Annotated in this window: 25 protein-coding genes and 1 riboswitch; of the genes, 4 read left to right on the top strand and 21 right to left on the bottom strand. The window is 37.0% G+C overall.

Annotated elements, in window-relative coordinates; all coding sequences use genetic code 11:
* Positions 1 to 67: 67 nt before the first annotated feature.
* The 18 genes from sufB to E2636_RS04970 all read right to left on the bottom strand — a co-directional run bounded on the left by sufB (position 68) and on the right by E2636_RS04970 (position 17,690).
* A complete protein-coding gene (gene sufB, locus E2636_RS05050) occupies positions 68 to 1,465 on the bottom strand; it encodes a Fe-S cluster assembly protein SufB (protein ID WP_017379126.1) in 1,398 nt (465 codons plus the stop codon).
* A 19-nt stretch (positions 1,466 to 1,484) separates the two neighbouring features.
* Positions 1,485 to 1,925, bottom strand: coding sequence for a Fe-S cluster assembly sulfur transfer protein SufU (sufU, locus tag E2636_RS05045; protein ID WP_134209246.1), 441 nt, complete (start codon positions 1,923 to 1,925; stop codon positions 1,485 to 1,487).
* Positions 1,915 to 3,144, bottom strand: coding sequence for a cysteine desulfurase (locus E2636_RS05040; RefSeq protein ID WP_134209245.1), 1,230 nt, complete (start codon positions 3,142 to 3,144; stop codon positions 1,915 to 1,917). Before E2636_RS05040 ends, sufU begins: the two co-directional genes overlap by 11 nt.
* Positions 3,144 to 4,448, bottom strand: coding sequence for a Fe-S cluster assembly protein SufD (gene sufD / locus E2636_RS05035; protein WP_134209244.1), 1,305 nt, complete (start codon positions 4,446 to 4,448; stop codon positions 3,144 to 3,146). The genes E2636_RS05040 and sufD overlap by 1 nt, the downstream gene beginning before the upstream one ends.
* Positions 4,449 to 4,465: 17 nt before the next feature.
* Positions 4,466 to 5,245, bottom strand: a complete 780-nt coding sequence (sufC, locus tag E2636_RS05030) for a Fe-S cluster assembly ATPase SufC (RefSeq protein ID WP_134209243.1) — start codon at positions 5,243 to 5,245, stop codon at positions 4,466 to 4,468.
* Positions 5,246 to 5,529: 284 nt separating this feature from the next.
* Positions 5,530 to 5,658, bottom strand: a complete 129-nt coding sequence (locus E2636_RS19545; protein ID WP_279587114.1) for a YuzK family famiily protein — start codon at positions 5,656 to 5,658, stop codon at positions 5,530 to 5,532.
* 189 nt (positions 5,659 to 5,847) lie between these two features.
* Complete coding sequence (locus tag E2636_RS05025; RefSeq protein ID WP_134209242.1) at positions 5,848 to 6,375, bottom strand: hypothetical protein; 528 nt, start codon at positions 6,373 to 6,375, stop codon at positions 5,848 to 5,850.
* A 101-nt stretch (positions 6,376 to 6,476) separates the two neighbouring features.
* On the bottom strand, positions 6,477 to 7,667 hold the full coding sequence (locus E2636_RS05020; protein WP_134209241.1) for a dicarboxylate/amino acid:cation symporter: 1,191 nt from the start codon (positions 7,665 to 7,667) through the stop codon (positions 6,477 to 6,479).
* A gap of 159 nt (positions 7,668 to 7,826) precedes the next feature.
* A complete protein-coding gene (locus tag E2636_RS05015) occupies positions 7,827 to 8,657 on the bottom strand; it encodes a MetQ/NlpA family ABC transporter substrate-binding protein (protein ID WP_134209240.1) in 831 nt (276 codons plus the stop codon).
* Positions 8,658 to 8,715: 58 nt separating this feature from the next.
* Positions 8,716 to 9,384, bottom strand: coding sequence for a methionine ABC transporter permease (locus E2636_RS05010; RefSeq protein WP_134209239.1), 669 nt, complete (start codon positions 9,382 to 9,384; stop codon positions 8,716 to 8,718).
* Complete coding sequence (locus tag E2636_RS05005; RefSeq protein ID WP_134209238.1) at positions 9,377 to 10,402, bottom strand: methionine ABC transporter ATP-binding protein; 1,026 nt, start codon at positions 10,400 to 10,402, stop codon at positions 9,377 to 9,379. Before E2636_RS05005 ends, E2636_RS05010 begins: the two co-directional genes overlap by 8 nt.
* A gap of 86 nt (positions 10,403 to 10,488) precedes the next feature.
* Positions 10,489 to 10,595: riboswitch (SAM riboswitch) on the bottom strand.
* A 57-nt stretch (positions 10,596 to 10,652) separates the two neighbouring features.
* Entirely contained in the window at positions 10,653 to 10,961 is a 309-nt protein-coding gene (locus E2636_RS05000) for a thioredoxin family protein (RefSeq protein WP_134209237.1), read from the bottom strand.
* Between the two features lie 13 nt (positions 10,962 to 10,974).
* A complete protein-coding gene (locus tag E2636_RS04995; RefSeq protein WP_134209236.1) occupies positions 10,975 to 11,310 on the bottom strand; it encodes a toprim domain-containing protein in 336 nt (111 codons plus the stop codon).
* A gap of 83 nt (positions 11,311 to 11,393) precedes the next feature.
* Positions 11,394 to 11,774, bottom strand: a complete 381-nt coding sequence (gene gcvH, locus E2636_RS04990; RefSeq protein WP_017379139.1) for a glycine cleavage system protein GcvH — start codon at positions 11,772 to 11,774, stop codon at positions 11,394 to 11,396.
* A gap of 69 nt (positions 11,775 to 11,843) precedes the next feature.
* On the bottom strand, positions 11,844 to 12,203 hold the full coding sequence (locus tag E2636_RS04985) for an arsenate reductase family protein (RefSeq protein WP_134209235.1): 360 nt from the start codon (positions 12,201 to 12,203) through the stop codon (positions 11,844 to 11,846).
* A gap of 90 nt (positions 12,204 to 12,293) precedes the next feature.
* Complete coding sequence (locus E2636_RS04980) at positions 12,294 to 14,066, bottom strand: acyl-CoA dehydrogenase FadE (protein ID WP_017379141.1); 1,773 nt, start codon at positions 14,064 to 14,066, stop codon at positions 12,294 to 12,296.
* 17 nt (positions 14,067 to 14,083) lie between these two features.
* Positions 14,084 to 15,259: an acetyl-CoA C-acetyltransferase gene (locus E2636_RS04975; protein WP_134209234.1), complete on the bottom strand. Its 1,176-nt coding sequence runs from the start codon at positions 15,257 to 15,259 to the stop codon at positions 14,084 to 14,086.
* Between the two features lie 25 nt (positions 15,260 to 15,284).
* Complete coding sequence (locus E2636_RS04970; RefSeq protein ID WP_456093937.1) at positions 15,285 to 17,690, bottom strand: 3-hydroxyacyl-CoA dehydrogenase/enoyl-CoA hydratase family protein; 2,406 nt, start codon at positions 17,688 to 17,690, stop codon at positions 15,285 to 15,287.
* Positions 17,691 to 18,023: 333 nt separating this feature from the next.
* Here E2636_RS04970 and E2636_RS04965 point away from each other — a divergent pair, with 333 nt between their 5' ends.
* The 3 genes from E2636_RS04965 (at position 18,024) to E2636_RS04955 (ending at position 18,983) form a co-directional block, all read left to right on the top strand.
* Positions 18,024 to 18,284, top strand: a complete 261-nt coding sequence (locus E2636_RS04965) for a hypothetical protein (RefSeq protein ID WP_134209232.1) — start codon at positions 18,024 to 18,026, stop codon at positions 18,282 to 18,284.
* Entirely contained in the window at positions 18,281 to 18,595 is a 315-nt protein-coding gene (locus E2636_RS04960) for a spore coat protein (RefSeq protein ID WP_134209231.1), read from the top strand. The genes E2636_RS04965 and E2636_RS04960 overlap by 4 nt, the downstream gene beginning before the upstream one ends.
* Positions 18,596 to 18,659: 64 nt before the next feature.
* Positions 18,660 to 18,983: a thioredoxin family protein gene (locus E2636_RS04955; protein ID WP_134209230.1), complete on the top strand. Its 324-nt coding sequence runs from the start codon at positions 18,660 to 18,662 to the stop codon at positions 18,981 to 18,983.
* Between the two features lie 292 nt (positions 18,984 to 19,275).
* On the opposite strand, the gene E2636_RS04945 is transcribed toward E2636_RS04955, so the two are convergent.
* Together E2636_RS04945 and E2636_RS04940 are read right to left on the bottom strand one after the other, a co-directional pair.
* A complete protein-coding gene (locus tag E2636_RS04945; protein ID WP_134209229.1) occupies positions 19,276 to 20,142 on the bottom strand; it encodes a GNAT family N-acetyltransferase in 867 nt (288 codons plus the stop codon).
* A gap of 66 nt (positions 20,143 to 20,208) precedes the next feature.
* Positions 20,209 to 21,468 carry a GNAT family N-acetyltransferase gene (locus E2636_RS04940; protein ID WP_166669481.1) on the bottom strand — a complete coding sequence of 420 codons (1,260 nt, stop codon included), beginning with the start codon at positions 21,466 to 21,468 and terminating at the stop codon, positions 20,209 to 20,211.
* 333 nt (positions 21,469 to 21,801) lie between these two features.
* Here E2636_RS04940 and E2636_RS04935 point away from each other — a divergent pair, with 333 nt between their 5' ends.
* The gene (locus tag E2636_RS04935; protein WP_134209227.1) at positions 21,802 to 22,359 is read left to right on the top strand and encodes a cysteine peptidase family C39 domain-containing protein; all 558 of its coding nucleotides are present in this window, start codon (positions 21,802 to 21,804) and stop codon (positions 22,357 to 22,359) included.
* Here E2636_RS04935 and E2636_RS04930 read toward each other — a convergent pair.
* Positions 22,356 to 23,246 (bottom strand): 5'-3' exonuclease, encoded by an 891-nt coding sequence (locus tag E2636_RS04930; protein ID WP_134209226.1) that lies wholly within the window; start codon positions 23,244 to 23,246, stop codon positions 22,356 to 22,358. The genes E2636_RS04935 and E2636_RS04930 overlap by 4 nt on opposite strands.
* Between the last annotated feature and the right edge of the window lie 76 nt (positions 23,247 to 23,322).

Below are 23,322 nucleotides of genomic sequence, written 5' to 3'. Positions count from 1 at the left end.
CATATCATATCTTACATCAAACAAAGAAAACCTCGCCTTAAGGCGAGGTTTTAAGGAAATTAGATATTTAGCCGATTGAGCCTTCCATTTCGAACTTAATCAAACGGTTCATCTCAACTGCATATTCCATAGGTAATTCTTTTGTAAATGGCTCTATAAAGCCCATTACAATCATTTCTGTTGCTTCTTGTTGCGAAACTCCTCGACTCATCAAGTAGAACAATTGCTCTTCAGACACTTTTGAAACTTTAGCTTCGTGTTCTAAAGATACATTGTCATTCAAAATTTCGTTATAAGGAATAGTATCAGAAGTAGACAAGTTATCCATGATTAACGTATCACATTCAATGTTTGAACGTGCACCAGATGCTTTAGGACCAAAACGAACAACACCGCGGTAAGTTACTTTACCACCTTGCTTCGAAATTGATTTAGAGATAATCGTTGAAGAAGTGTTTGGCGCTAAATGAATCATTTTCGCTCCTGCATCTTGATGTTGTCCTTTACCTGCAATGGCAATTGATAATGTCATACCACGTGAACCTTCACCTTTTAAGATGACTGCTGGGTATTTCATCGTCAATTTAGAACCGATGTTTCCATCAATCCATTCCATTGTTGCATTTTCATCACAAACTGCACGCTTTGTAACTAAATTATAGACATTATTTGCCCAGTTTTGAATGGTTGTGTAACGGCAATATGCATCTTTTTTTATAACAATTTCAACAACTGCACTGTGTAGAGAGTTCGTTGTGTATACAGGTGCCGTACAACCTTCAACATAGTGAACATGTGCACCTTCATCAACGATGATAAGCGTACGCTCAAATTGCCCCATATTTTCCGAGTTAATTCGGAAGTATGCTTGTAACGGTGTTTCTACTTTAGTATTTGGTGGCACATAGATGAAAGATCCACCTGACCATACTGCTGAGTTCAATGCTGCGAACTTATTATCTGTATTCGGAATAATTGTACCCCAGTATTTTTTGAAAAGTTCTTCATTTTCACGAAGAGCTGCACCGGTGTCTTTAAATATAATTCCCATATCAGTAAGTTCTTGTTTCATGCTATGGTAAACGACTTCAGATTCATATTGAGCAGAAACTCCTGATAAATATTTTTGCTCTGCTTCTGGAATTCCAAGTTTATCAAATGTACGTTTAATTTCCTCAGGCACTTCATCCCATGAAGTTTGAGTCGCTTCTGATGGTTTTACATAATACGTAATTTCATCGAAGTTCAGTGGAGCTAAATCTCCACCCCATTGTGGCATTGGTTTTGAATAAAAAATTTCCAAAGATTTTAAACGATAATCCAACATCCATTGAGGTTCTTCTTTCATATTTGAAATTGTCTCAACGATTTCCCGAGTTAATCCACGTTTTGAACGGAAAATAGAAACGTCTTTATCATGGAACCCATATTTATAATCTCCAATTTCAGGCATTTTTTTAGCCATCATCTTTCCTCCGTTCTATTTACGAATGTGATTCGTTTTCTACACCTTTTTCCATGGCTTTCCAAGCAAGAGTGGCACATTTAATACGCGCAGGAAACTTTGATACACCAGATAAAGATTCTATATCGCCTAAGTCAATCGAGTCATCAAGTTCTTTTCCAAGCATCATATCTGAAAAAATTGTCGAAAGATTTAAAGCTTCTTCGACTGGTTTTCCTTTTACGGCCTGCGTCATCATAGAGGCAGATGCCATTGAAATCGAGCATCCTTCTCCATCAAATTTCGCATTTTCCACAATTCCATTAGTGACTTGCAAAGTTAAATGAATACGGTCCCCACAAGTAGGGTTATTCAAATCAATTGTGACACTACCATCTTCAAGTGACCCCTTGTTACGAGGTTTTTTGTAATGATCCATAATGACTGATCTATATAGCTGATCCAAATTTTTAAAAGACATCGTTAAAATACTCCTTTGCCGTGCTAAGTCCTGCTACTAATCGGTCAATATCTTCTTCAGAGTTGTATACATAGAAGCTTGCACGCGCAGTAGCTGATACCTGCAACCATTTCATTAATGGTTGAGCACAATGATGTCCAGCACGAACTGCAATACCATTCATATCCAGAACAGTTGCTAAATCGTGAGGATGTACATCATTTACGTTAAAGGTAACAATCCCTGCTCTTTTACCCGGATCTTTTGGTCCATAAATCGTTAAACCATTAATCGTAGACATACGATCCATCGCATATGCTGCGAGTTCATGTTCATGCTTCTCGATCTCATCAAGACCAATTTCTTCTAAGAAATCGATTGCTGCAGCTAATCCTACAGCACCTGCAATGATTGGAGTGCCGCCTTCAAACTTCCATGGAAGTTCTTTCCACGTAGAGTCATATAACCCAACGAAGTCAATCATCTCGCCCCCGAATTCAACAGGCTCCATTTGCTCGAGCAACTCTTTCTTTCCATATAACACACCGATCCCAGTTGGCCCACACATTTTATGACCAGAAAAAGCGAAGAAATCACAATCTAAATCTTGTACATCAATGCGTAAATGAGGAGCAGCTTGTGCTCCATCTACAACCATTACTGCTCCATTTTCGTGAGCAATCTGTGTAATTTCTTTTATTGGGTTCATTGTTCCAAGAACATTTGACACATACATAATCGAAACAATTTTAGTTCGTTGAGTAATCGTTGCACGCACTTTTTCTAAAGATAGCGTTCCATCTTCTTCTAAATCTACGTATTTTAAAATGGCACCTTTTTCTTTGGCCAATTGTTGCCAAGGAATGATATTAGAGTGATGCTCCATATACGTGATGACAATTTCATCGCCTTCTTGTACATTTGCTTCACCGTAACTTTGGGCCACTGTATTAAGAGCAGTAGTTGTTCCACGCATGAAAATGACTTCTTGTGTAGACTTTGCTGAAATGAAGTTACGCACTTTTTCTCGCGCACCTTCATAACTTTCAGTTGCGCGATTACCAAGTGTATGAACACCTCGGTGAACATTTGAATTATCGAACTCGTAATATTTTCTTAACGCTTCAATGACTTGAACGGGTTTTTGAGATGTCGCTGCACTATCAAGATAGACAAGCGGATAGCCGTTCACTTCTTGGTTCAAAATAGGGAAATAGCTTCGAATGTCTTTATTGATCATTAGCGCACTTTCCTTTCAATAACCTCCGCAAGTTGCTTTTTAACACCGTCTATTGGTAACACATTTACAACTGGTGCAAGGAAACCATGAACAACTAATCGTTCTGCATTTTGCTTAGAAATACCGCGGCTCATTAAGTAGTATAGTTGAAGTGGATCTACACGACCAACAGAAGCTGCGTGTCCTGCCGTTACATCATCTTCGTCAATTAACAGAATTGGATTCGCATCTCCACGTGCTTTTTCATTCAACATTAGTATACGCGCCTCTTGAACAGCGTTAGCTTTTGTAGCACCATGTTCGATTTTTCCAACTCCATTGAAAATGGAAGAGGCTTCATCTTTCATAACACCATGTTTCAAAATAAACCCTTCAGAGTGTTTACCCCAGTGAATTATTTTAGTAGTGAAGTTTTGCTTCTGTTTACCGCGACCAACTGTAACCATTTTGGTATCACCATAAGAACCGTCTCCAACTAAGTGTGTAACGTTCTCTGAAATGGTATTGCCATCATTCATTAGTCCAAGAGCCCAATCAATACGAGCATTACGGTCTGCTACGCCTCGACGATTTACGTAAGTCGTTAATCCTTTTGCCAATACATCTACTGCTCCGAAAGTAATACGTGCATTGTCTTTTGCAAGCACTTCAGAAACAATATTTACAACTCCCAATGCTTCTGGAACTGTTGAAAGATAGTTTTCCACATAAGTTACTGAGCTATTCGTATCCGCTACAACTATTGTGTGGTTAAAAAGAGAAGCTTCAGTATTGTCATGCAAGAAAACGACTTGAATTGGTTCAACTACCTCAACATTCTTCGGAACGTATACAAATACGCCACCATTTAATAAAGCAGCATGTAGACTAGCGAGTTTATGCTCATCCGTTTTCACACCGTTTGTCATGAAATACTTTTGAACTAGCTCACCATGTTCGCGAACAGCAGTAAATATATCTGTAAAAATTACACCTTGCGCTTTTAACTCATCAGAAACTTGTAAATAAGCAGGTGTATTGTTGCGTTGAATATAAACGCTTTTTTGATTTTCTGTAACAATGGCTTTCACTTCTTCTGGTAGCTCAGCAAGCGAAGCGAACGTATCGCTTTCTACTGCATGAACTGGGAAGCTTGTGAAGTTCCAATTATCAATTTTTGTTTTGTCTGGTTTAGGCATTGGCAAGTTTTCTGCCGCCTGAAAAGCTTGTACACGATATTCAGCAAACCAAGAAGGTTCTTGTTTCGCCGTTGAATAGGAGCGTACATCTTGTTCGGTTAATGCCAATTTTGTTTCAACCGTCATTTGTATGTCTCCTTTCTTTACGCTTCTTGACCTACAGTCTCGTCTTCAATTCCTAATTCTTCTTTAATCCAATCGTAGCCTTGCTCTTCTAATTTATGAGCAAGTTCAGGACCGCCAGTTTTCACTATACGTCCTTGCATAATTACGTGAACATGATCAGGTGTAATATAATCAAGTAAGCGTTGATAATGAGTAATAATCAAACAACCAAAATCTTCTCCACGCATTTGGTTAATTCCATTTGCTACAACTTTTAGAGCATCTATATCAAGACCAGAGTCAATCTCGTCGAGAATCGCAATTTTAGGTTGAATCATCATTAATTGAAGAATTTCGTTACGTTTCTTTTCGCCACCTGAGAATCCTTCGTTTAAATAGCGTTGTGCCATTTCCTGATCCATTTCAAGGTAATCCATTTTCTTATCAAGTTCACGAATGAATTTCATGATTGAAATTTCATCGCCTTCTTCGCGACGAGAATTTATTGCCGAACGTAAGAAATCGGCATTAGTAACACCGTTAATCTCACTTGGATATTGCATTCCTAAGAAAATACCCGCTTGTGCGCGTTCGTTTACTTCCATCTCAAGTACATCTTCGTTATCTAAAGTTATAGATCCAGAAGTTACTTCATATTTAGGGTGTCCCATAATTGCAGATGCTAAGGTTGATTTACCAGTCCCGTTAGGACCCATAACCGCATGAATTTCGTTTGTATTAATTGTAAGGTTTAACCCTTTAAGAATCTCCTTACCATCAATGGCAACGTGAAGATCTTGAATAACTAAAGTCGACATTTTACTACCTCCAAGTGTATAAATGAATGGTAATACCATTCTTAATTATTATCATTCTAATCTTAACTGAAATTTTAAGCACATGCAAATCTTTCGGACGGACTGTTTCACATATTAAAATCGTTCAATACATTTAGTAATCTCTTTATTAGCACGTTTGCTTTGATTGTTTAGAAGTTAGAATGTCATTTTCAATGAAGACTATCTAAATGAGAATTTATTTCATTAAAAAAATAAACAAAAAAATCAATGAACAAAAGTTCATTGATTAAGTTAATTTTGAATTATCCTTCGCGATGTGCTAGTCGTTCTAATTTAGCTGCTACTTGTTGACCAACTTCATAATCACGTTCACGTTGCAGTTCTACTTGTAGACGGAGCTCTGAATTGTTTTGGTAATCAACTAATCCCACTCCATGTTTACCTCTGAATGCATGGTCCATACGTTCTGTGTATGCTTGATCTGGTGATTGGATAGTGAATCATTCCTTTCAAATTTTCAACTCAAAGTTATGAGTTGTTATCCTTCACATTTTTATATTTACCCAACACCAACTTCTTTAAACAAAAAAAATCGTCCGAATATACGGACGATTCTTTCATTATAGTGATACTTCGTTTAAAATACTTGAACCAGCTAAGCCAACTTCTTCTAATACCTTATTTAATTCAGCATCAGCTTCTTCAAATTTTGCATTTGCTTCATCTAATACAACTTCACCTTCAGTAGCTAGGGCCTCTGATTTAAGTGTATAAGCTTCATGCATTTTAGTTAATGCTGAGTCGATTGCTTCTTGTTGATCTTTTAATTCAGCAGGAACTTCTAATTCTTCGACTTTGGCAGCGGCATTATCTGCAGCTGTTTTTGCAGCATCTTGCATCGTTTTAAGTTCAGCACCTTCAGGAAGTTCTTCTACAGCTTTTGCGCTTTCATAAGCGTTTAAATCCGCATCAACTTCATTAATTGAGTTAGAAATTGATAAGTAAAACTTCATCATATCTCCAGCAGGATTCACTTTTTCTTCTGTTGAAGTTTCTTCATTAGTAGTTTCTTTTGTTTCTTCTTTGTCTCCAGAACAAGCTGCAAGTACTAAAGAGAGGGAAGCAAGAAGTAATAGTAATTTTTTCATAATTTAATCTCCTTTTAAATGTGGGAATATTTGCTTTGTTATATTACCACAGGAAAAATAAATTGTAAATAAATTACTAAACAGTCAGAACTGCTTGAATATTAACTCTTTAAGAGGTCTGGTTTAGCCGCTTTATCACGTGAAAATCGGTTTACAATTAATGCTAATGCACCGTCACCTGTTACATTTGTTGCAGTACCAAAGCTATCTTGTGCTAAGTAAAGTGCAATCATCAATGCAATCATCGTTTCATTAAATCCTAGCATCGAACTAAGTAATCCTATTGCCGCCATAACTGCTCCACCAGGAACTCCTGGTGCTGCAATCATTGTAATTCCTACCATAAAGATAAATGGCACCATTTCTTTTAATTCTATTGCTTGACCATTTAACAAGAGAACACCAATTGCACATGTCACAATCGTAATTGTACTTCCTGACAAATGAATCGTTGCAAAAAGTGGAACTGTAAAGTCTGTTACTTTTTCAGAAGCTCCAGTTTTACGAGCTTGTCGCAATGTGACAGGAATTGTCGCTGCTGAAGATTGTGTTCCTAGAGCTGTAAAATAGGCAGGAGACATAATTTTAAGTAGTTTGAAAGGATTTTTATTATTCAAAGCCCCTGCAGTCGAATATTGTAATAGAAGCATAGTAAAATGTAAAAGAATAACTAGTACAAAAACGATAGCAAAGACAGATAATATTTTGGCTACTTGACCACCAAATGTCATATTCATAAAGATTCCAAAGATATGTATAGGTAGCAAAGGAATAATGACATTTGAGATGACTTTTTCAATAATAATGTTAAACTCATCGAATCCTCGTTTTAGCACTTCACTATTTGTTGATGCCATGCCAATACCAAAAATGAATGCAAGAAGTAATGCGGTCATAATCCCTAATGCTGGAGGCATATCGACTGTAAAGAAAGCCGTTGCAAGAAATTCTTCAGGATTTTCAAAAGATTCGCCTTTAGAAGAAGAAATAAACTTTGGCAACACATTAGATGCTACAAATAGCGCGAGAAAACCGGCTACTATAGTGGATGAATAAGCGAAAACTGTAGCAAGTCCTAATAATTTCCCTGACCCTTTGCCAAGTTGGGCAATCCCAGGAGCAATGAATGCAATAATAATTAATGGAACAACAAAACCTAAAAAGTTACCGAATAAGCCATTGAATGTTGCCATAATTTGAACGACTGATTCAGGTGCAAACGACCCGACTAAAACACCTAGTGCAATTGCAAGTACGATTCGTGCTAGTAATCCGATTTTAATCTTTCTCATGTTGTCCTCCTTAAATGTACAAGTGTGCTCTCCGAAAAGATGAGATTACTTTAACACACCCACTTACTAAAGTGAATACATCCATCAAAAGCCGGAATACTCCGTTTTTTCTGCAAAATTAAAAGACGTCGAAACCCGACGTCTTTAATTTATTTTATGTTATTTTACTGGAACGACAGAGCCGCCCCATTCTTCCGAAATGAAATCTTGAATCTGTTTTGATTTCAATACTTCCACTAATGCTTTAATTTCTTTGTTGTCTTTATTGCCTGATTGAACTGCAATGATGTTTACATAAGGTGAATCAGTTTTTTCAATCGCAATTGAATCTTCTAATGGGCTGATTCCAGCATCGATTGCATAGTTTGAGTTAATCAACACCGCGTCGCCTTCTTCGTTTTCATACAATTGAACAAGAAGTGCCGCTTCATACTCTGCATCGAATTCCAAGTTTTTTGGATTTTCCACGATATCTTTCACTTCTGCTTTTGTTTTATCAACACCATCAGCTAATTTAATTAATCCTTCTGCTTCTAACATTGAAAGAACTCGACCATGGTCAGCAACAGAATTACTAATTAAGATGGTTGCATCTTCAGGAAGTTCTTCCAATGATTTATATTTTTTAGAGTAAACACCGATAGGTTCAATATGAATTTCGCCAGCATTGACGAAATCATAGCCATTATCCGCGATTTGTGATTCTAAATAAGGTATATGTTGAAAATAGTTTGCATCCAAATCACCAGATTCTAAGTCTTTGTTTGGTAAAATATAGTCTTGATATGTTTCGATTACAAGGTCAATCCCTTGTTCTTCAAGCAACGGTTTTGCTTGTTCTAAGATTTCAGCATGTGGAACGTTTGAAGCTCCCACTACTAGTTCCTTGCTATCTCCACTGTCTCCACTATCTACAGCACCACTATCACCACATGCTGCTAGTGTGATGGCACTTACTGATAATAAAATTCCTGCTACAAATTTCTTCATGATTGTCTCTCCCTTTTTCGTGATATATGTGATCGAGTATTTACTCGTAGGCACCAAATTAACGTTTATCAGATTTAGATGTGATGGCATCTCCACTCCATTGGATGATAAAGACAATTACTAATATGAGAATCGTCGAGACGATTGTTACATCTTCACGACTACGTTGGAAGCCGTCTAAAAATGCCAAGTTTCCTAATCCTCCAGCTCCAATAATTCCTGCCATGGCTGTATATCCAACGAGAGCCACAGCTGTTACTGTAAGTCCAGAAAGTAATGCAGGAAATGACTCGGGTAGTAACACTTTCCAAATAATAGTCGACGTTCTTGCACCCATTGAGCGAGCAGCTTCGATTACGCCTTTATCAATTTCGCGTAAAGCAATTAACACCATACGTGCATAAAATGGTGCAGCACCAATGATAAGTGCCGGTAATGCTGCATTTGCACCACGAATGGTATCAAGTAAAAACTTAGTAAACGGTATTAACAAGATGATCAGGATTATAAATGGGATGGATCTGAAGATGTTAACAAATGCCCCCGTTAACCAATACACCATTTTATTTGCCCATAATTGATGTGGGCTAGTCAGAAATAGTAAAATTCCTAGTGCAAGTCCGATGACAAATGTGAATCCAGTGGCCATGGCAGACATATACAGAGTTTCAAGTGTTGCTTCCCACATTTTTTCCCAATCAACATTAGGTAAAAGGTTTTCAATCATGTGAGATCACCTCCGTATGAACATCTTGTCCATGTAAATAATCAATTGCTTCATCAATCGCTAAGGAATCCCCATCAATTTGCAAATACAATGTTCCGTATGCACCATTTTGAGTTTGCGAGATATTTCCTTGCACGATGTTTACTTCAACTTGATATTGTTTAATTAACCTAGAAAGGATAGGTTGTTCTGTTCGATCCCCAACAAACACAAGCTTTACGAGTTTGCCTAAAGGATATTGCTCAATAAGATGAGCGATTGTTTGACTTGCTTCATCTGGACCATTTATTTGTGCTACAAAGCGTTTCGTAATGTCCTGTTGAGGTGTTTGGAAGATTTCGAGTACTGAACCCATCTCGACCACTTTCCCCGCTTCCATGACAGCGACGCGATGACAGATTTTACGAATAACATGCATTTCATGTGTTATGAGTGCAATCGTTAACCCTAAGCGTTTGTTAATATCCACGAGCAACTCTAGTATTTGATCCGTAGTTTCTGGGTCGAGCGCTGATGTAGCTTCGTCACAAAGTAATACTTCGGGGTTATTTGCAAGGGCACGCGCAATTCCAACACGTTGTTTTTGTCCGCCTGATAATTGAGAAGGAAACGCACTTTCTCTCCCAGTTAATCCTACTAGTTCGATTAACTCTTTTACTCGTTCCTTACGTTTCGTTTTGCTTATTCCAGCAATTTCAAGCGGGAATGATATATTATCTTCAACTGTTCGAGACCACAGTAAGTTAAAGTGTTGAAAAATCATACTAATTTTTTGTCTAGCACTTCGAAGCGCCTGACCTGAGCTTGATGATATTTCTTGGCCGTTAACTGTCACACTTCCGGAAGTCGGTTTTTCTAGTCCATTTAACAATCGGATTAATGTGCTTTTACCCGCACCACTATAGCCAATAATGCCAAAAATCTCGCCTTGTTCAACTGACAATGTAACGTCATCTACTGCAATAAGTTGACCATTACTTGTTTGAAATGTTTTTGATAAGTTTTGTAATTGAATCATTTCTCTAGTTCACCTCTGAATTCAAAAAGTCCCTTCCGCAGAAAAGCAGAAGGGACTAAATGCATAATTATATACGTTAGACCGTTCTCTCATCTTTCAAAGTAATATACTTTGAGTGATTTGGCACCATTTCACACATTGTGACGGTTGCCGGGCTTCATAGGGCACTTCCCTCAGCCTCTCTTTATAAGAGTTTACGATATTAAGTTTTTTGTTACGACTGATAATGTAACACGTTCAAAAGTGAACGTCAAACTTTTTTTCTCAATTGATTATACAAAAAAGGAACTGATTGAAATGCGTAAATTTTTTCTTGAATTTGTCCGTTTTGAGCAATTATCAAGCACGGTACACTTTCAATTTTCTGGTCAATAGCTAAATCCTCTATATAATTTAAATTCGCTTGCCCTATTTGCACATTAGGCAAGAGTTCTTCCACCACTTCCAACATTTTGGATGCGACTTGGCAAGTTCCACACATGGGGGCGTATAAATAATAAGCTGCAATATTTGCGCTTTGAGAATTAGTTTCCCACTCTGCAGTTGTCCATTCTTTCATTATCTTCATCCTTTTATACAATAAATTCCGTTTTCACATCAATATTCGCTCCAAGTAAAATGCTCGCAAGGACTTTCATAGGGGTTGTCGCTACTTCACGGTATGTTATATCAGTATATAGATGAAGTGCTTCAGGATATTCACGTTTAATGAGCGCACGTAATTTCTCACCTGATTTATCAGCATCTACAAATACATAAATATCCAATTTCACATAAGGATCTAGTAACTCTTCTAAACGAGTTGCACTTACGGTTCCATTTGTACAAATTATTTCAACAGGCTCTGCAAGAAGAGGCAATAATCGTTGTTTATCTGAACGTCCTTCTACAACTATGATTTTATCCACCGCACGATCACTCCTGGATAGACTGACTTATACTCGACATATGCAAAAAACGCCGAACATATGTCGGCGTTTAATAAACGATTTTACTCTTGTGTCATTTTTTCGTATTGCTCTGCTGTCATTAAAGATTCTATTTCAGAAACATCCGTCGGCTCAATAACAACCATCCACGCGTTTTCGTATGGAGATTCATTAACAAATTCAGGACTGTCTTCTAAGCCACTGTTGACTTCAACAACTTTACCGCTAATTGGTGCGTAAAGTTCAGAAACTGTTTTAACAGATTCAACACTTCCAAAAGGCTCGTTCGTTTTAATGTCGTCGCCTACTTGTGGAAGTTCAACGAATACAATATCACCAAGCTCAGATTGAGCGAAGTGTGTGATACCGATGCGTGCTTTTCCGTCTTCAACTTTAACCCATTCGTGTTCTTCAGAATAACGTAAATCTTTTGGTGTGCTCATTAATACCCCTCCAGATATGTAATACATTCAACTTCATTTTGACATATTTCTTCTTTAAAAACAAGGTAATTAGCTTTTCCAGTTCTCAGTAAAATTCGATTCTTTAAAACCTACAGTTGCTTTTAAACCGTTCGTAACAAGAGGTCTTTTAATTAACATCCCATCTGATGCTAGTAATTCAAACTGCTCATCATCTGTCATTGTTGAAATTTTATCTTTCAAGCCAAGCTCTCTATATTTCATTCCACTTGTGTTATAAAACTTCTTGAGAGGAAGTTCACTTATCTCTACCATTTTTCTCAATTGTTCTTTTGAAGGTGGTGTTTCTACAATATGTACATCATGATACGATACTCCTTCAGCATCTAACCATGCTTTTGCTTTTTTGCAAGTTCCACAATTAGGATATCCATAATACGTAATCGACATACTTTAACCTCCTTAGTTTATATCATAATAACAAAAAAGAAATCCGATCGCCTCATAGGAAGCGGTCGGATTTTCTATTTAATGTGTCTATTAAACAATATATTTTTCAGCTTCGATTAATTTAACAGAAGCTTCACGTTTTTTAGCAATAACGTTATAAGGAGTTGAACGCGTTAATTTACGAAGTGCTGAAAGCATCATACGTAAGTTGTCACCATCGACTGCAGCAATCAATGTTTCTTTTGCATCTTTTTCGATAAGTTCAAATGCTTCTTGGCAGAAGATTTGTGTGTATAAAAGTTTTTGATTTGCTTTCTCAACACCAACACGTTGGATAGCTTTTTCTGTACGTAGAACAGCTGATTCCATTGCAAATAAGTTATTAACGATATCCGCAATGTTTACAAGTACTTCTTGTTCACTTTCAAGTTTTGTACCATATCGTTGTGCAGCTAAACCAGCTGCTAATAATCCTATTTTTTTAGCATTTTGTACAAGCATTTTTTCTTGTGCTAAAGGTGCATCTTCAAGTTCTTCAGGCATCATCATTAGCAACTCTTCTTGTAGAGCTTGAGCCTTTTGTAAAATTGGAAGTTCACCTTTCATCGCTTTACGCAAGAAAGTACCTGGGACTAACAAACGATTTATTTCATTTGTTCCTTCAAAAATACGGTTAATACGAGAGTCACGGTAAATTCGTTCTACTTCATATTCTTGCATGAAGCCGTAACCACCGTGTAATTGAACTGCTTCATCCGCAATGTAATCTAACACTTCCGTACCGAAGACTTTGTTAATTGAACACTCAATAGCGTATTCTGCTATCGATGCCGCTATCGCTTTGCCATCTTTTTGTTCGTCTGCACTCAATTGACTCATACGATCTTCGAAGTATCCAACTGTGCGATATATTAAGCTTTCAGAAGCATATAATCTTGAAGCCATCGTTGATAATTTTTCTTTAGTCAAATTGAATGATGAAATAGGCGTTTTAAATTGTTGACGTTGATTTGTATATGCTACAGCTAATTCAAATGCACGCTTTGAAGCACCGACTGTACCTACACCTAATTTGTAACGACCAATGTTTAAGATGTTAAATGCGATTACATGACCACGACCAACTTCACCAAGTAAGTTCTCAGCAGGTACTTGAGCGTCTTGAAGAATTAATGTACGAGTTGAAGAAGATTTAATACCCATCTTTTTCTCTTCAGCACCTACAGAAACACCTGAATATTCGCGTTCAACGATGAACGCAGAGAATTTGTCCCCGTCAATTTTTGCATACACGACAAAAACATCAGCAAAGCCTGCATTTGTAATCCATTGTTTCTCACCATTTAATACATAATGCGTGCCTTCAGCATTTAGCTTAGCTGAAGTTTTAGCACCTAATGCATCTGATCCTGAGCCTGGCTCCGTTAATGCATAAGCCGCGATTAACTCACCGGTTGAGAGTTTTGGTAAATATTTTTGCTTTTGATCTTCATTTCCAAAAAGAACAATTGGTAATGAGCCGATCCCTACATGGGCACCATGAGTAATCGAGAATCCACCTGCGCGAGACATTTTTTCAGCAATTAATGCAGATGAAATTTTATCTAAATCAAGACCGCCATATTCTTCCGGAACGTCAGCCCCAAGTAATCCAATATCTCCTGCTGATTTCAAAAGTTTTACAGAATGCTCAAATTCGTGATTTTCTAATTTTTCTATGACTGGAACAACTTCTTGTGATACGAAGTCCTCCGTTGTCTTTGCAATCATTTTATGCTCATCTGTAAAATCTTCAGGTGTGAAGACACGTTCTATTGCCACGTCTTCTACTAAAAAACTTCCGCCTTTAATCATTTCTGTCATATTATTTCCTCCTAGTATTAAAGAATTTCAAATACGCCTGCTGCGCCCATTCCGCCACCAATACACATTGTGACAACTCCGAACTGCTTACCTTGACGTTTTAATTCATGAATCATTTTCAACGTTAATATGGAACCTGTTGCGCCAAGTGGATGACCTAGAGCGATAGCTCCCCCATTGACATTTACTTTATTAATATCAATACCTAAATGACGTACTACTTGAATGGATTGAGAAGCAAATGCTTCATTTAATTCCCACAAGTCAATGTCCTCTATGGAAAGACCAGCGATTTTCAACGCTTTTGGAATGGCCACAATAGGTCCTATTCCCATGATTTCTGGAGGTACGCCCCCTACAGCAAATGACAAGAATTTCGCCATTGGTTTTAAACCTTGAGCATTTGCAACTTCACGATCCATTACAAGTAATGCTCCTGCACCATCAGACGTTTGAGAAGAATTCCCAGCGGTAACTGTCCCTCGTACATTAAAAGCTGGGCGAAGTTTTGCGAGTGTCTCCATGTTCGTCCCAACACGAACACCTTCATCCATTTCAAACATAAATTTCTTTTCTTGCGCTTTATTATTTTCATCAAGATAACGTTTCAGTACTTCAACTGGTACAATTTCATCTTTGTATTTTCCAGATGCAATTGCTGCCGCAGCAAGTTCATGTGAACGCACCGCGAATGCGTCTTGCTCTTCACGTGTGATTCCATACTTCACTGCAACTTGCTCAGCCGTATGACCCATTCCCATATAATACTGAGGAGCGGTTTCAGCTAGTGTTGCATTTGGTCGAATTGTATTACCCATCATTGGCACCATACTCATAGACTCCACGCCACCAGCAATAATGGCTTGTGAGTGGCCAAGCATAATGCGTTCTGCAGCATAAGCAATCGATTGAAGTCCTGATGAACAGAATCGGTTTATCGTAATCGCCGGTGTAGTATCTGCTAAACCTGCAAGTGCACCGATATTTCGAGCTACGTTCATTCCTTGTTCTGCTTCAGGCATTGCACAACCTAAAATTAAATCATCTATTGGACCATCGTATCCTCCAGCTCGTTTTAACGTTTCTTTTACAACTAATGCACCAAAATCATCTGGTCTCACTGTTGCAAGGGAGCCTTTTTTCGCTTTCCCTACAGGTGTTCTGGCACCTGCTACTATTACTGCCTCGCGCATAAGTTCTCCTCCTCTATACCGTTCTTTAGTTACGAAGCGGTTTTCCTTTAACCAACATGTTTTGCATTCTGGCTTGAGATTTTGGTTCTGCTACTAAACTTAAAAATGCTTCCCGCTCTAAATCGAGCAAATATTGTTCGTTAACTAACGTGCCATATGGGACTTTTCCGCCCGCTAATACATAAGCTAATTTCTTCGCGATTTTCAAATCATGCTCGCTGATGAAACCAGATAAAAACATACCTTCTGCTCCAAGTAATAGAGTTGCATAACCTGATTCACCTGTAACAGGAACTTTTTCACGAAGTGGTGTTTTGTAGTTATTTTCATATAAAGATAGCGCAACTTGTTTCGCATCATAGATTAAGTGATCAGCATTCACACTAATACCATCAACAAAGCTTAAGAAGTTATTTTCACGCGCTTCTTCTCCAGAAGTCGATACTTTAGCCGTGGCAATCGTTTCAAACACTTTATTTGCCACGAATTGGTAATCTATGTGTACACCATTTGGCAATCCTTTTAAATGTTTCATATACAATTCTTTATTCCCACCACCACCAGGAATAAGACCAACTCCCACTTCAACTAATCCCATATAAGTTTCATGAGACGCTTGAATATGTGCAGCAGGTAAGCAAACTTCCGCTCCGCCGCCTAGCGTCATTCCGAAAGGTGCTGCAACAACTGGTTTTGAACTGTATTTGATTTTCAACATTGCATTTTGGAATGAGCGAACTACAAAATCAAGTTCGAAAATATTATCATCTTGGGCTTCCATTAAAATCATGCCAAGGTTTGCTCCAACACTGAAGTTCTTTCCTTGATTTCCTATAACAAGGCCTTTAAAGTTTTTCTCGACTTCATCAACCGCGAAGTTAATCATTTGAATAATATCAGGACCTATTGAATTTGCCTGTGAATGGAATTCAAGTAATGCTATTCCATCCCCTAAGTCTATTAAACTAGCACCCGAATTTCTCTTGATGACTCCGTGTTTTTTCTTAAATTGTTTTAAGTTGATGACTTTTTCATTTGATGGGACAAGTGAGTAATCTTGACCGTTAAAGAAATACGTATCTCCATTGTCTTCTTTATAGAATGAATCAAATCCAAGGTCGAGCAAACTTTGTGCAAAAGATGGAATTTCTAAGCCTTCCACTTTCATTTTTTCGACTGATTCTTTTACGCCGATGGCATCCCATATTTCAAATGGTCCCTGTTCCCAGCCAAAGCCCCACTTCATGGCATTGTCTATTGCGACAATGTCGTCAGCAATTTCACCATGTAATTTTGCCGAGTATGTTAGCGTAGGTGCTAAAATACTCCAAAGTAGTTCTCCTGTACGATCTTTTGCATATGTTAACGTTTTCACTTTTGCGGCAAGTCCTTTTTGTTGCTTTGCCATTTCCAGTGAAGGTGTTTTTAATTTTTTCACAGCCTCATATTCCATCGTTTCATGATTTAATTCAAGTATTTCTTTCCCTTTTTTAACGAAGAATCCTTGCCCGGATTTTGCTCCTAACCAACCATTTTCAAGCATTTTCGTAATCATCGCTGGTAATTCAAACACTTTTTGTTCGTCACCTGTTGTTTGATCAAATACATTTTTTGCTACGTGTCCAAATGTATCAAGTCCTACAACATCCAGTGTACGGAAGGTAGCAGATTTTGGACGACCAATTGCAGGTCCTGTTACCGAATCAACTTCACCTACTGAATAACCTCTTGCTAACATTTCACGAAGTGTGACAAGAAGGCCATACGTTCCTATACGGTTCGCAATAAAGTTTGGCGTATCTTTTGCTATCACAACACCTTTTCCAAGGCGATCTTCTCCGAACTCTTTCATAAATTCGATCACTTCTGACGATGTTGAAGTTGCAGGAATCACCTCAAGCAATTTCAAATAACGTGGTGGGTTGAAGAAATGCGTACCAAGGAAGTGCTTTTGGAAATCTTCCGAACGGCCTTCAGCCATCGAGTTAATGCTAATACCTGATGTGTTAGAACTAACGATAGTTCCCGGTTTACGTACAGCATCTATTTTCTCGTAAAGACCTTTTTTAATATCCAAATTTTCAACAATCACTTCGATAATCCATTCTACATCTTTTAATTTATCTAAGTCGTCTTCAAAATTTCCAGCTGTCAATAATGCAAGATTTTTCTTTGACGCTAATGGTGCAGGCTTTTGCTTAAGTAGTTTGTCTAAAGATCCTTGTGCAATTTGATTACGAGCTTTTGAGTTTGCTTTGTCCTCGTCTGATAAATTGCGAGGTACCATATCAAGCAATAATGTAGGAATACCGATATTTGCTAAGTGAGCTGCAATACCTGAACCCATTACACCAGAACCTAAAACTGCAGCTTTTTTAATTTGATAAGTCACGTGCAAAGCCTCCCTTATATTTTTTGAATGAATGTTCATTCATTTATTAATCAAAAAAAATAGAAACAACATCTATGTCATTTAGTTTAGATCATTTTCACTTTTTTCGCAATATTTAAATGATAATTGGAAAAGGAAATTTTCATCATGTTTATATACTGTCTAAGTTTACTATAATTACTACATATAAAAAAAATTTTAAATACAAAAAATTTAAGTTGCCATTCATTTAAATACCATTTCACTATATTATGCTTCTAAAGTTGAAAATATTTCTACTATTATCTATTGCATGGAGAAAATAGACGATAAAGTGTATATTTAAACATCTTCTCCACATACTAATCTAGAATTTTAAGGAGGGTACATTAAATGAACTTGTTTTCAGAACCTAAAAACGAACAAATGCTTTATCCAGAACCACCTAAAATGATATCGACTAAGGATTTTCTTTATTACAAAGATATGATGTCATGGAATTTATCAGCGGCTAAAAAAATGAATTGGGCATCACAAAATTGTCAACTTCCCGATTTAAAAAAAGAATTTGAAGCTGCTGAACAAATGCACGTCAATCATTATGATGAGTTATTAAAGACATTACAACAAAGTGAAGGAGGTCCAGTTTCATGAATCAACAAACTGTGAAAAATCCAGAAACTCCTTTTGCTGAAACACCTCAATTAAACGATCGAGACATCTTAAATGATGCCCTTTCAACTGAAAAATATTTATGCAGTTCTTATGAAACGGCTATGCATGAAGCAAGTCATGACGCATTATATCAACTTATTTTCGCACAACTGCGAGATACTTCTAAGCAACAACGTAGTTTTTATGATTTACTATTTACTCATGGTTGGTACGTCTTGACTCCTACCACTTCACAAGAAATCCAACAAGCTGTGCAACAATACCAAGGATACAAACAACAACTTCAATAATATTGCTACCCTCATGAAGTTAAAGAGTGTAAACTGTTCCTATATGGTCCAAGGAGGAACAGTTATGAAATCAATTTCAACTATTGAACAATTCAATGATATTATTTCTTCTAATAAGGAAGTTATCGTCAAATTTTCTGCAGGATGGTGTCCTGATTGTACACGTATGGACATGTTTATCGACCCGATTGTTGAAGAATATAAACAACAATATACATGGTACGAAGTAAATCGTGATGAACTACCTGAAATTGCTGAAAAGTATGATGTTATGGGTATTCCTAGCTTACTGATTTTTCAAGATAGCGAGAAAAAAGCTCATTTGCACAGTGCAAATGCAAAATCTCCTGAACAAATAACTGAATTTCTACAAAGCCAAAATGGGTAGACCTTGTGTCTACCTTCTTTTTTAATAAAAACTTGAGGTAGTTTCATGTAAGAAACCTTGAAATTAAAGAGCTAAAAGAAAAGATTACATATTAACAAGAAATTATTAAAAACATGCCAATAACACTTGAAATTGATGGGTATTCGCCCCATATTTGTTGGATTTAATCCTCGATTTGTTCGTGAAATCGTTCATACAGGAATACAAGTGGAAATTGAAACTTATCGGTCATTCAGAACGGCTCTCCAGTTCTCCTCACTTCACTCGGTGTGGTGAGGAACTGGTTGTTTTTTTATAAACGCTTTGTCATAAAAACTTGAGAAACAGTTGTTTTTTCAAATCCATTTGCCTGCATAGCTCTAACTACAACCCCATCTCCGACCGGGAAATTGTAAGTGTTTCTGTTAATCGTTTGATCAAATTCTAGTGCATGAGCAAGCAATATTTGTACAGCGGTTTCATCTCCAGTATGTTGAAACTGAAACAACGTGATTCCTTCTAACTTTTTTCCGTAAATTTGCTTTTTCCGAATGAGACAAAACCCTTTGATAATCCCATTTTTTGAAATGATGACGGCTTCTCCGCCTAATTTTGAGACACTATTTGCATCTGTTTGCCAGGGTACTAGTTTAGAAAATAAGTCACTACCTATTACTTGAAATGCAGGCAATCGAGCAATTTCATACTCCCCCAAGCTTGGCATTTGTGATTGCGCTATACCAGTCGATGACAAAAAGTATAAGTCATCAACTACTTCATATCCACATTTTACATACAGTTTTATTGCAGCCTTATTTTCTGAAAGTGCCTCTAAAGTTGCGATAGATACTCCTCGTTTAATTAAATAACTTTCTGCTTCCTTCATTAGCTCAAGACCTAACTTCTTGCCTCTGTATTCTGGGATAATTCCAGTTCCACCATTCCATGAAATCATCTGCCCATCTACTTCGCGTATTCCTTGTAAAACAAAGCCAACTGGCCGACCGTGATGAAATGCCACGACAGACAACTCTGGAGATAGACCTTCAATCCCCAATCGGGTTATATACGCATCAAATGATAGATTCATTGGTACAAAATATCCTTCGAATCCTCTATTAAATAAATTATGAGCATCTTGAAAACTCATTGTCGACAATAACTGGTAAGACAACTTCATGATATCCCCCCTATTGTGAGCATAACTTCTTCTCTCTGCATTCACCTTTGTCTCAGAGTATATGTCTTAGAATGATGTTAAACATATCGGTTTAGATTTCGGTTTAAACCACCGGTCTAGGTCAGTCGCATGACATTCATTAACTTGGACTTTCCCATAATTAATGAATTGTTCTAAACTTACACAGCCCATCCACCAAGAACTTAAGTCTGATATGGTTAGACTTACATTTGCTTCTTCTTTAGAAATCTGAACCTTTACGGCTTCCCAATTTACTCCATTATACGTTATTTTATAAGTCCCATCCTGTTTTGGAAGGAAAGTATCATTTACATATAGCGTAATTGAAGTCCCTTGCTCAGGTCGATCAAGTGATTGAAAATTTGTAGTCTCTATAAATTTTTCTACTGAAATAATTTTGTACATCAAACCACTACCAACCTGTGCCACTTCGTGATAAACACTTGGTATCAATCTGTTGGTATCATTTCTCGGATCATTTAGTTGGTACATTAAAGACTCATCATGTGTCCTGATGACAATCCGATCTACTTGATCTTGTTGGGAATATAACCATGAACAAATATCAATAAATGCACTTGGTTTTGACCAAACCCACTCGTAGACTATCAAATCATGATGTAGGAAATGACTATCCTTTACTGGTTCTAAACGGTAAGCGATAGCACCAATTAATATATCGTCCTCATAAACACCTGCATAATAAGACGCTTTTTTCTTAATTAAATTTCGTTCATTCCATGTTCTTTCAATCATTCCATGATGTCTAGAAGTGAAATCGTTGTAGAGTACAGTTATTTCTTCTACATGATTAGGATTCAACAACACGACTCTTTCTTTCTTCCCTTTGTCCGGAAAACTAGTAGGCTTCAATCTATATTGATACCGGGTTGGGCCATATCCATAGCCCATCTTATGATAAAAAGAAGGATTGAATGGGTACAAGGAAACAAGTGCCACGTTTTCTTTCTCTGCTAAAGAATGAAAGTGTTGTAGAAGTCTGTAGGCAATACGCTCTTTCTTATGAAAGAAATGCACTGCAACCATGCCAATACCGAAAATACGAATCATTTCCCCGTTTACGTTGCATCGAAAATCATGAAGTCGATACAAACCAATCAGCTCATTATTTGTATCTGAAAATAACCCATAATATCTCAAATCATTTTCGGTTTCTTGTTCAAAAGTCAATCTTTCTATGAATTTCATCTGTGGAGCTTCTTCCGTAATATTCATCCCAGGGTACGCCATTGCACAAATCGAAGCAGCATTTATCATATCTTTACTTTCTAGTAATCGAATCATCATTAACCTCCATCTAACGTTATATTTAGGTAAAACAGTTTGTAAATTTATAATAAACTATTGGACAGCCTATTATTTAAATATTTTTAGTCAAGTTAAAGACCGTGATATTGTCGGTCGAGTGATTGCTAACTTCCATCAGACAGATACACTTTTATGACTTACACTAGCTGACGTTGCAAATATTGAACTTAGTTTAGATTTTACAAAAAAAGAGTTTTTCCGTACTGTTATAAATACGGAAAGACTCTTGTTGTATTGAATTCAAAGTTGGAGGTTCACAAACATTGACTTGAATTATTGAAGGTATATTTTTCTGGATGAGGTGAAATTATGCATGTACAAATAAATGTTGAAGGTATTTCGCAGTATGATGACTCAATAAAGAACCATTATCAGCCTTCTGCTTGCGGTCCAGTTACAGCCTTAACAATTTTGCGCTACTGGATGCCAAATAATTGCCCTTACGATGCGAATCAGATGTATCGATTACTAGGTAGTACTCGAATTGGTTTATTTAAATGGCTATTGATACGTAATCTTCGGAAAACACTTGGCTCAACATGGGAAATCAACTCATGCTCAATAGATGAAGCAAAAGCCGAACTTCTTGAAGGCCGTCCGGTAGCTTGCAAATTTGATCGCTACTTTTCATTTAACTGGTTTAACACGTATAAATATGAATTTTCCTATCACTGGGTTCCACTCATCGGATTTGGAGAAAATGAAAACGGCATAACACTCTTTATCCATGATAATGGTGGAAAAGGAAGGGCTAGCCGCATTAGACATGTCTCCTATGAAAAGAATCAGGATATTTTAACATTTGTTAAAATTGTACCTCAATCAAAAAAGAAGGTTTCAATTCATAAGAATTCAACACAAAATTAAATAGTATACAAAGATCGGGCATGTCGACTTGTCATACCAAAGCCAGCTTGTTCAAGTTGTTCTAATAGTTCATTGGTGTAAGAAGGAATAAGTAAATCATTTAGTTCTATTGGTAACTCCATTTCACAGTGAATGGTTGCAAGTTTTTTAGATAAAAGTAACATCTCAAGATTCTCTTCAATTTTCTTTTGTTGGCCAGGCTTCAACTCATGTAATGAATCAATGACACCTTCAACTGAACCATAAGTTTGAATTAATTGTAATGCAGTTTTCGGACCAATCCCTTTAACTCCCGGATATCCATCACTGGAGTCCCCCATAAAAGCTTTAACATCAGCAAAAACTGACGGTTCAATTTCATATTCATCTAAAAAACGCTTATATGTATATTCATCATATATGGAATATCCTTTTTTCGTAAAGGCTATTTTTGTTGTTGGAGTAAGTAATTGAAGTAAATCTTTATCCCCACTTACAATCGTAATATTTGCTTCATCTTGCCATTTGCATGCCATTGATCCAATTAAATCATCTGCTTCCATACCAATTTCTCCAAAGTTTTTCCAACCAAGCATTTTAGAAATATCTTTAGCCATATCAAATTGAGGTTGCATTTCTTCAGGAGGCGCTGGTCGATTGGATTTGTATCCATCAAATAAATCATTGCGGAATGTATGCATACCCATATCCCAGCATACAGCCATATGTGTTGGTTGCATCATTTGTTTGGCAGTCAAAACATGACGTGCAAATCCTTGTACACCATTTGTTGGAACTCCATGTTCATTTCGAAAATATTGCCCAAAGACAGATGTTGCAAAAAATGAGCGAAATAATAAAGCCATTCCATCTATTAATAAAATATGAGGTTTATCTGTTGTTTGCATTATTTCTCCTCTTTCTTTCTTTGTCTTGTTAAATTCGTATAATGATGCCTTTTTAGTATAACAAAGAAAGGAACAT

The sequence above is a fragment of the Paenisporosarcina antarctica genome (genome assembly GCF_004367585.1).
Classification (GTDB): domain Bacteria; phylum Bacillota; class Bacilli; order Bacillales_A; family Planococcaceae; genus Paenisporosarcina; species Paenisporosarcina antarctica.
The sequence above is the reverse complement of the archived record's forward strand: the minus strand, read 5'-3'. Positions and strand labels throughout refer to the sequence as shown.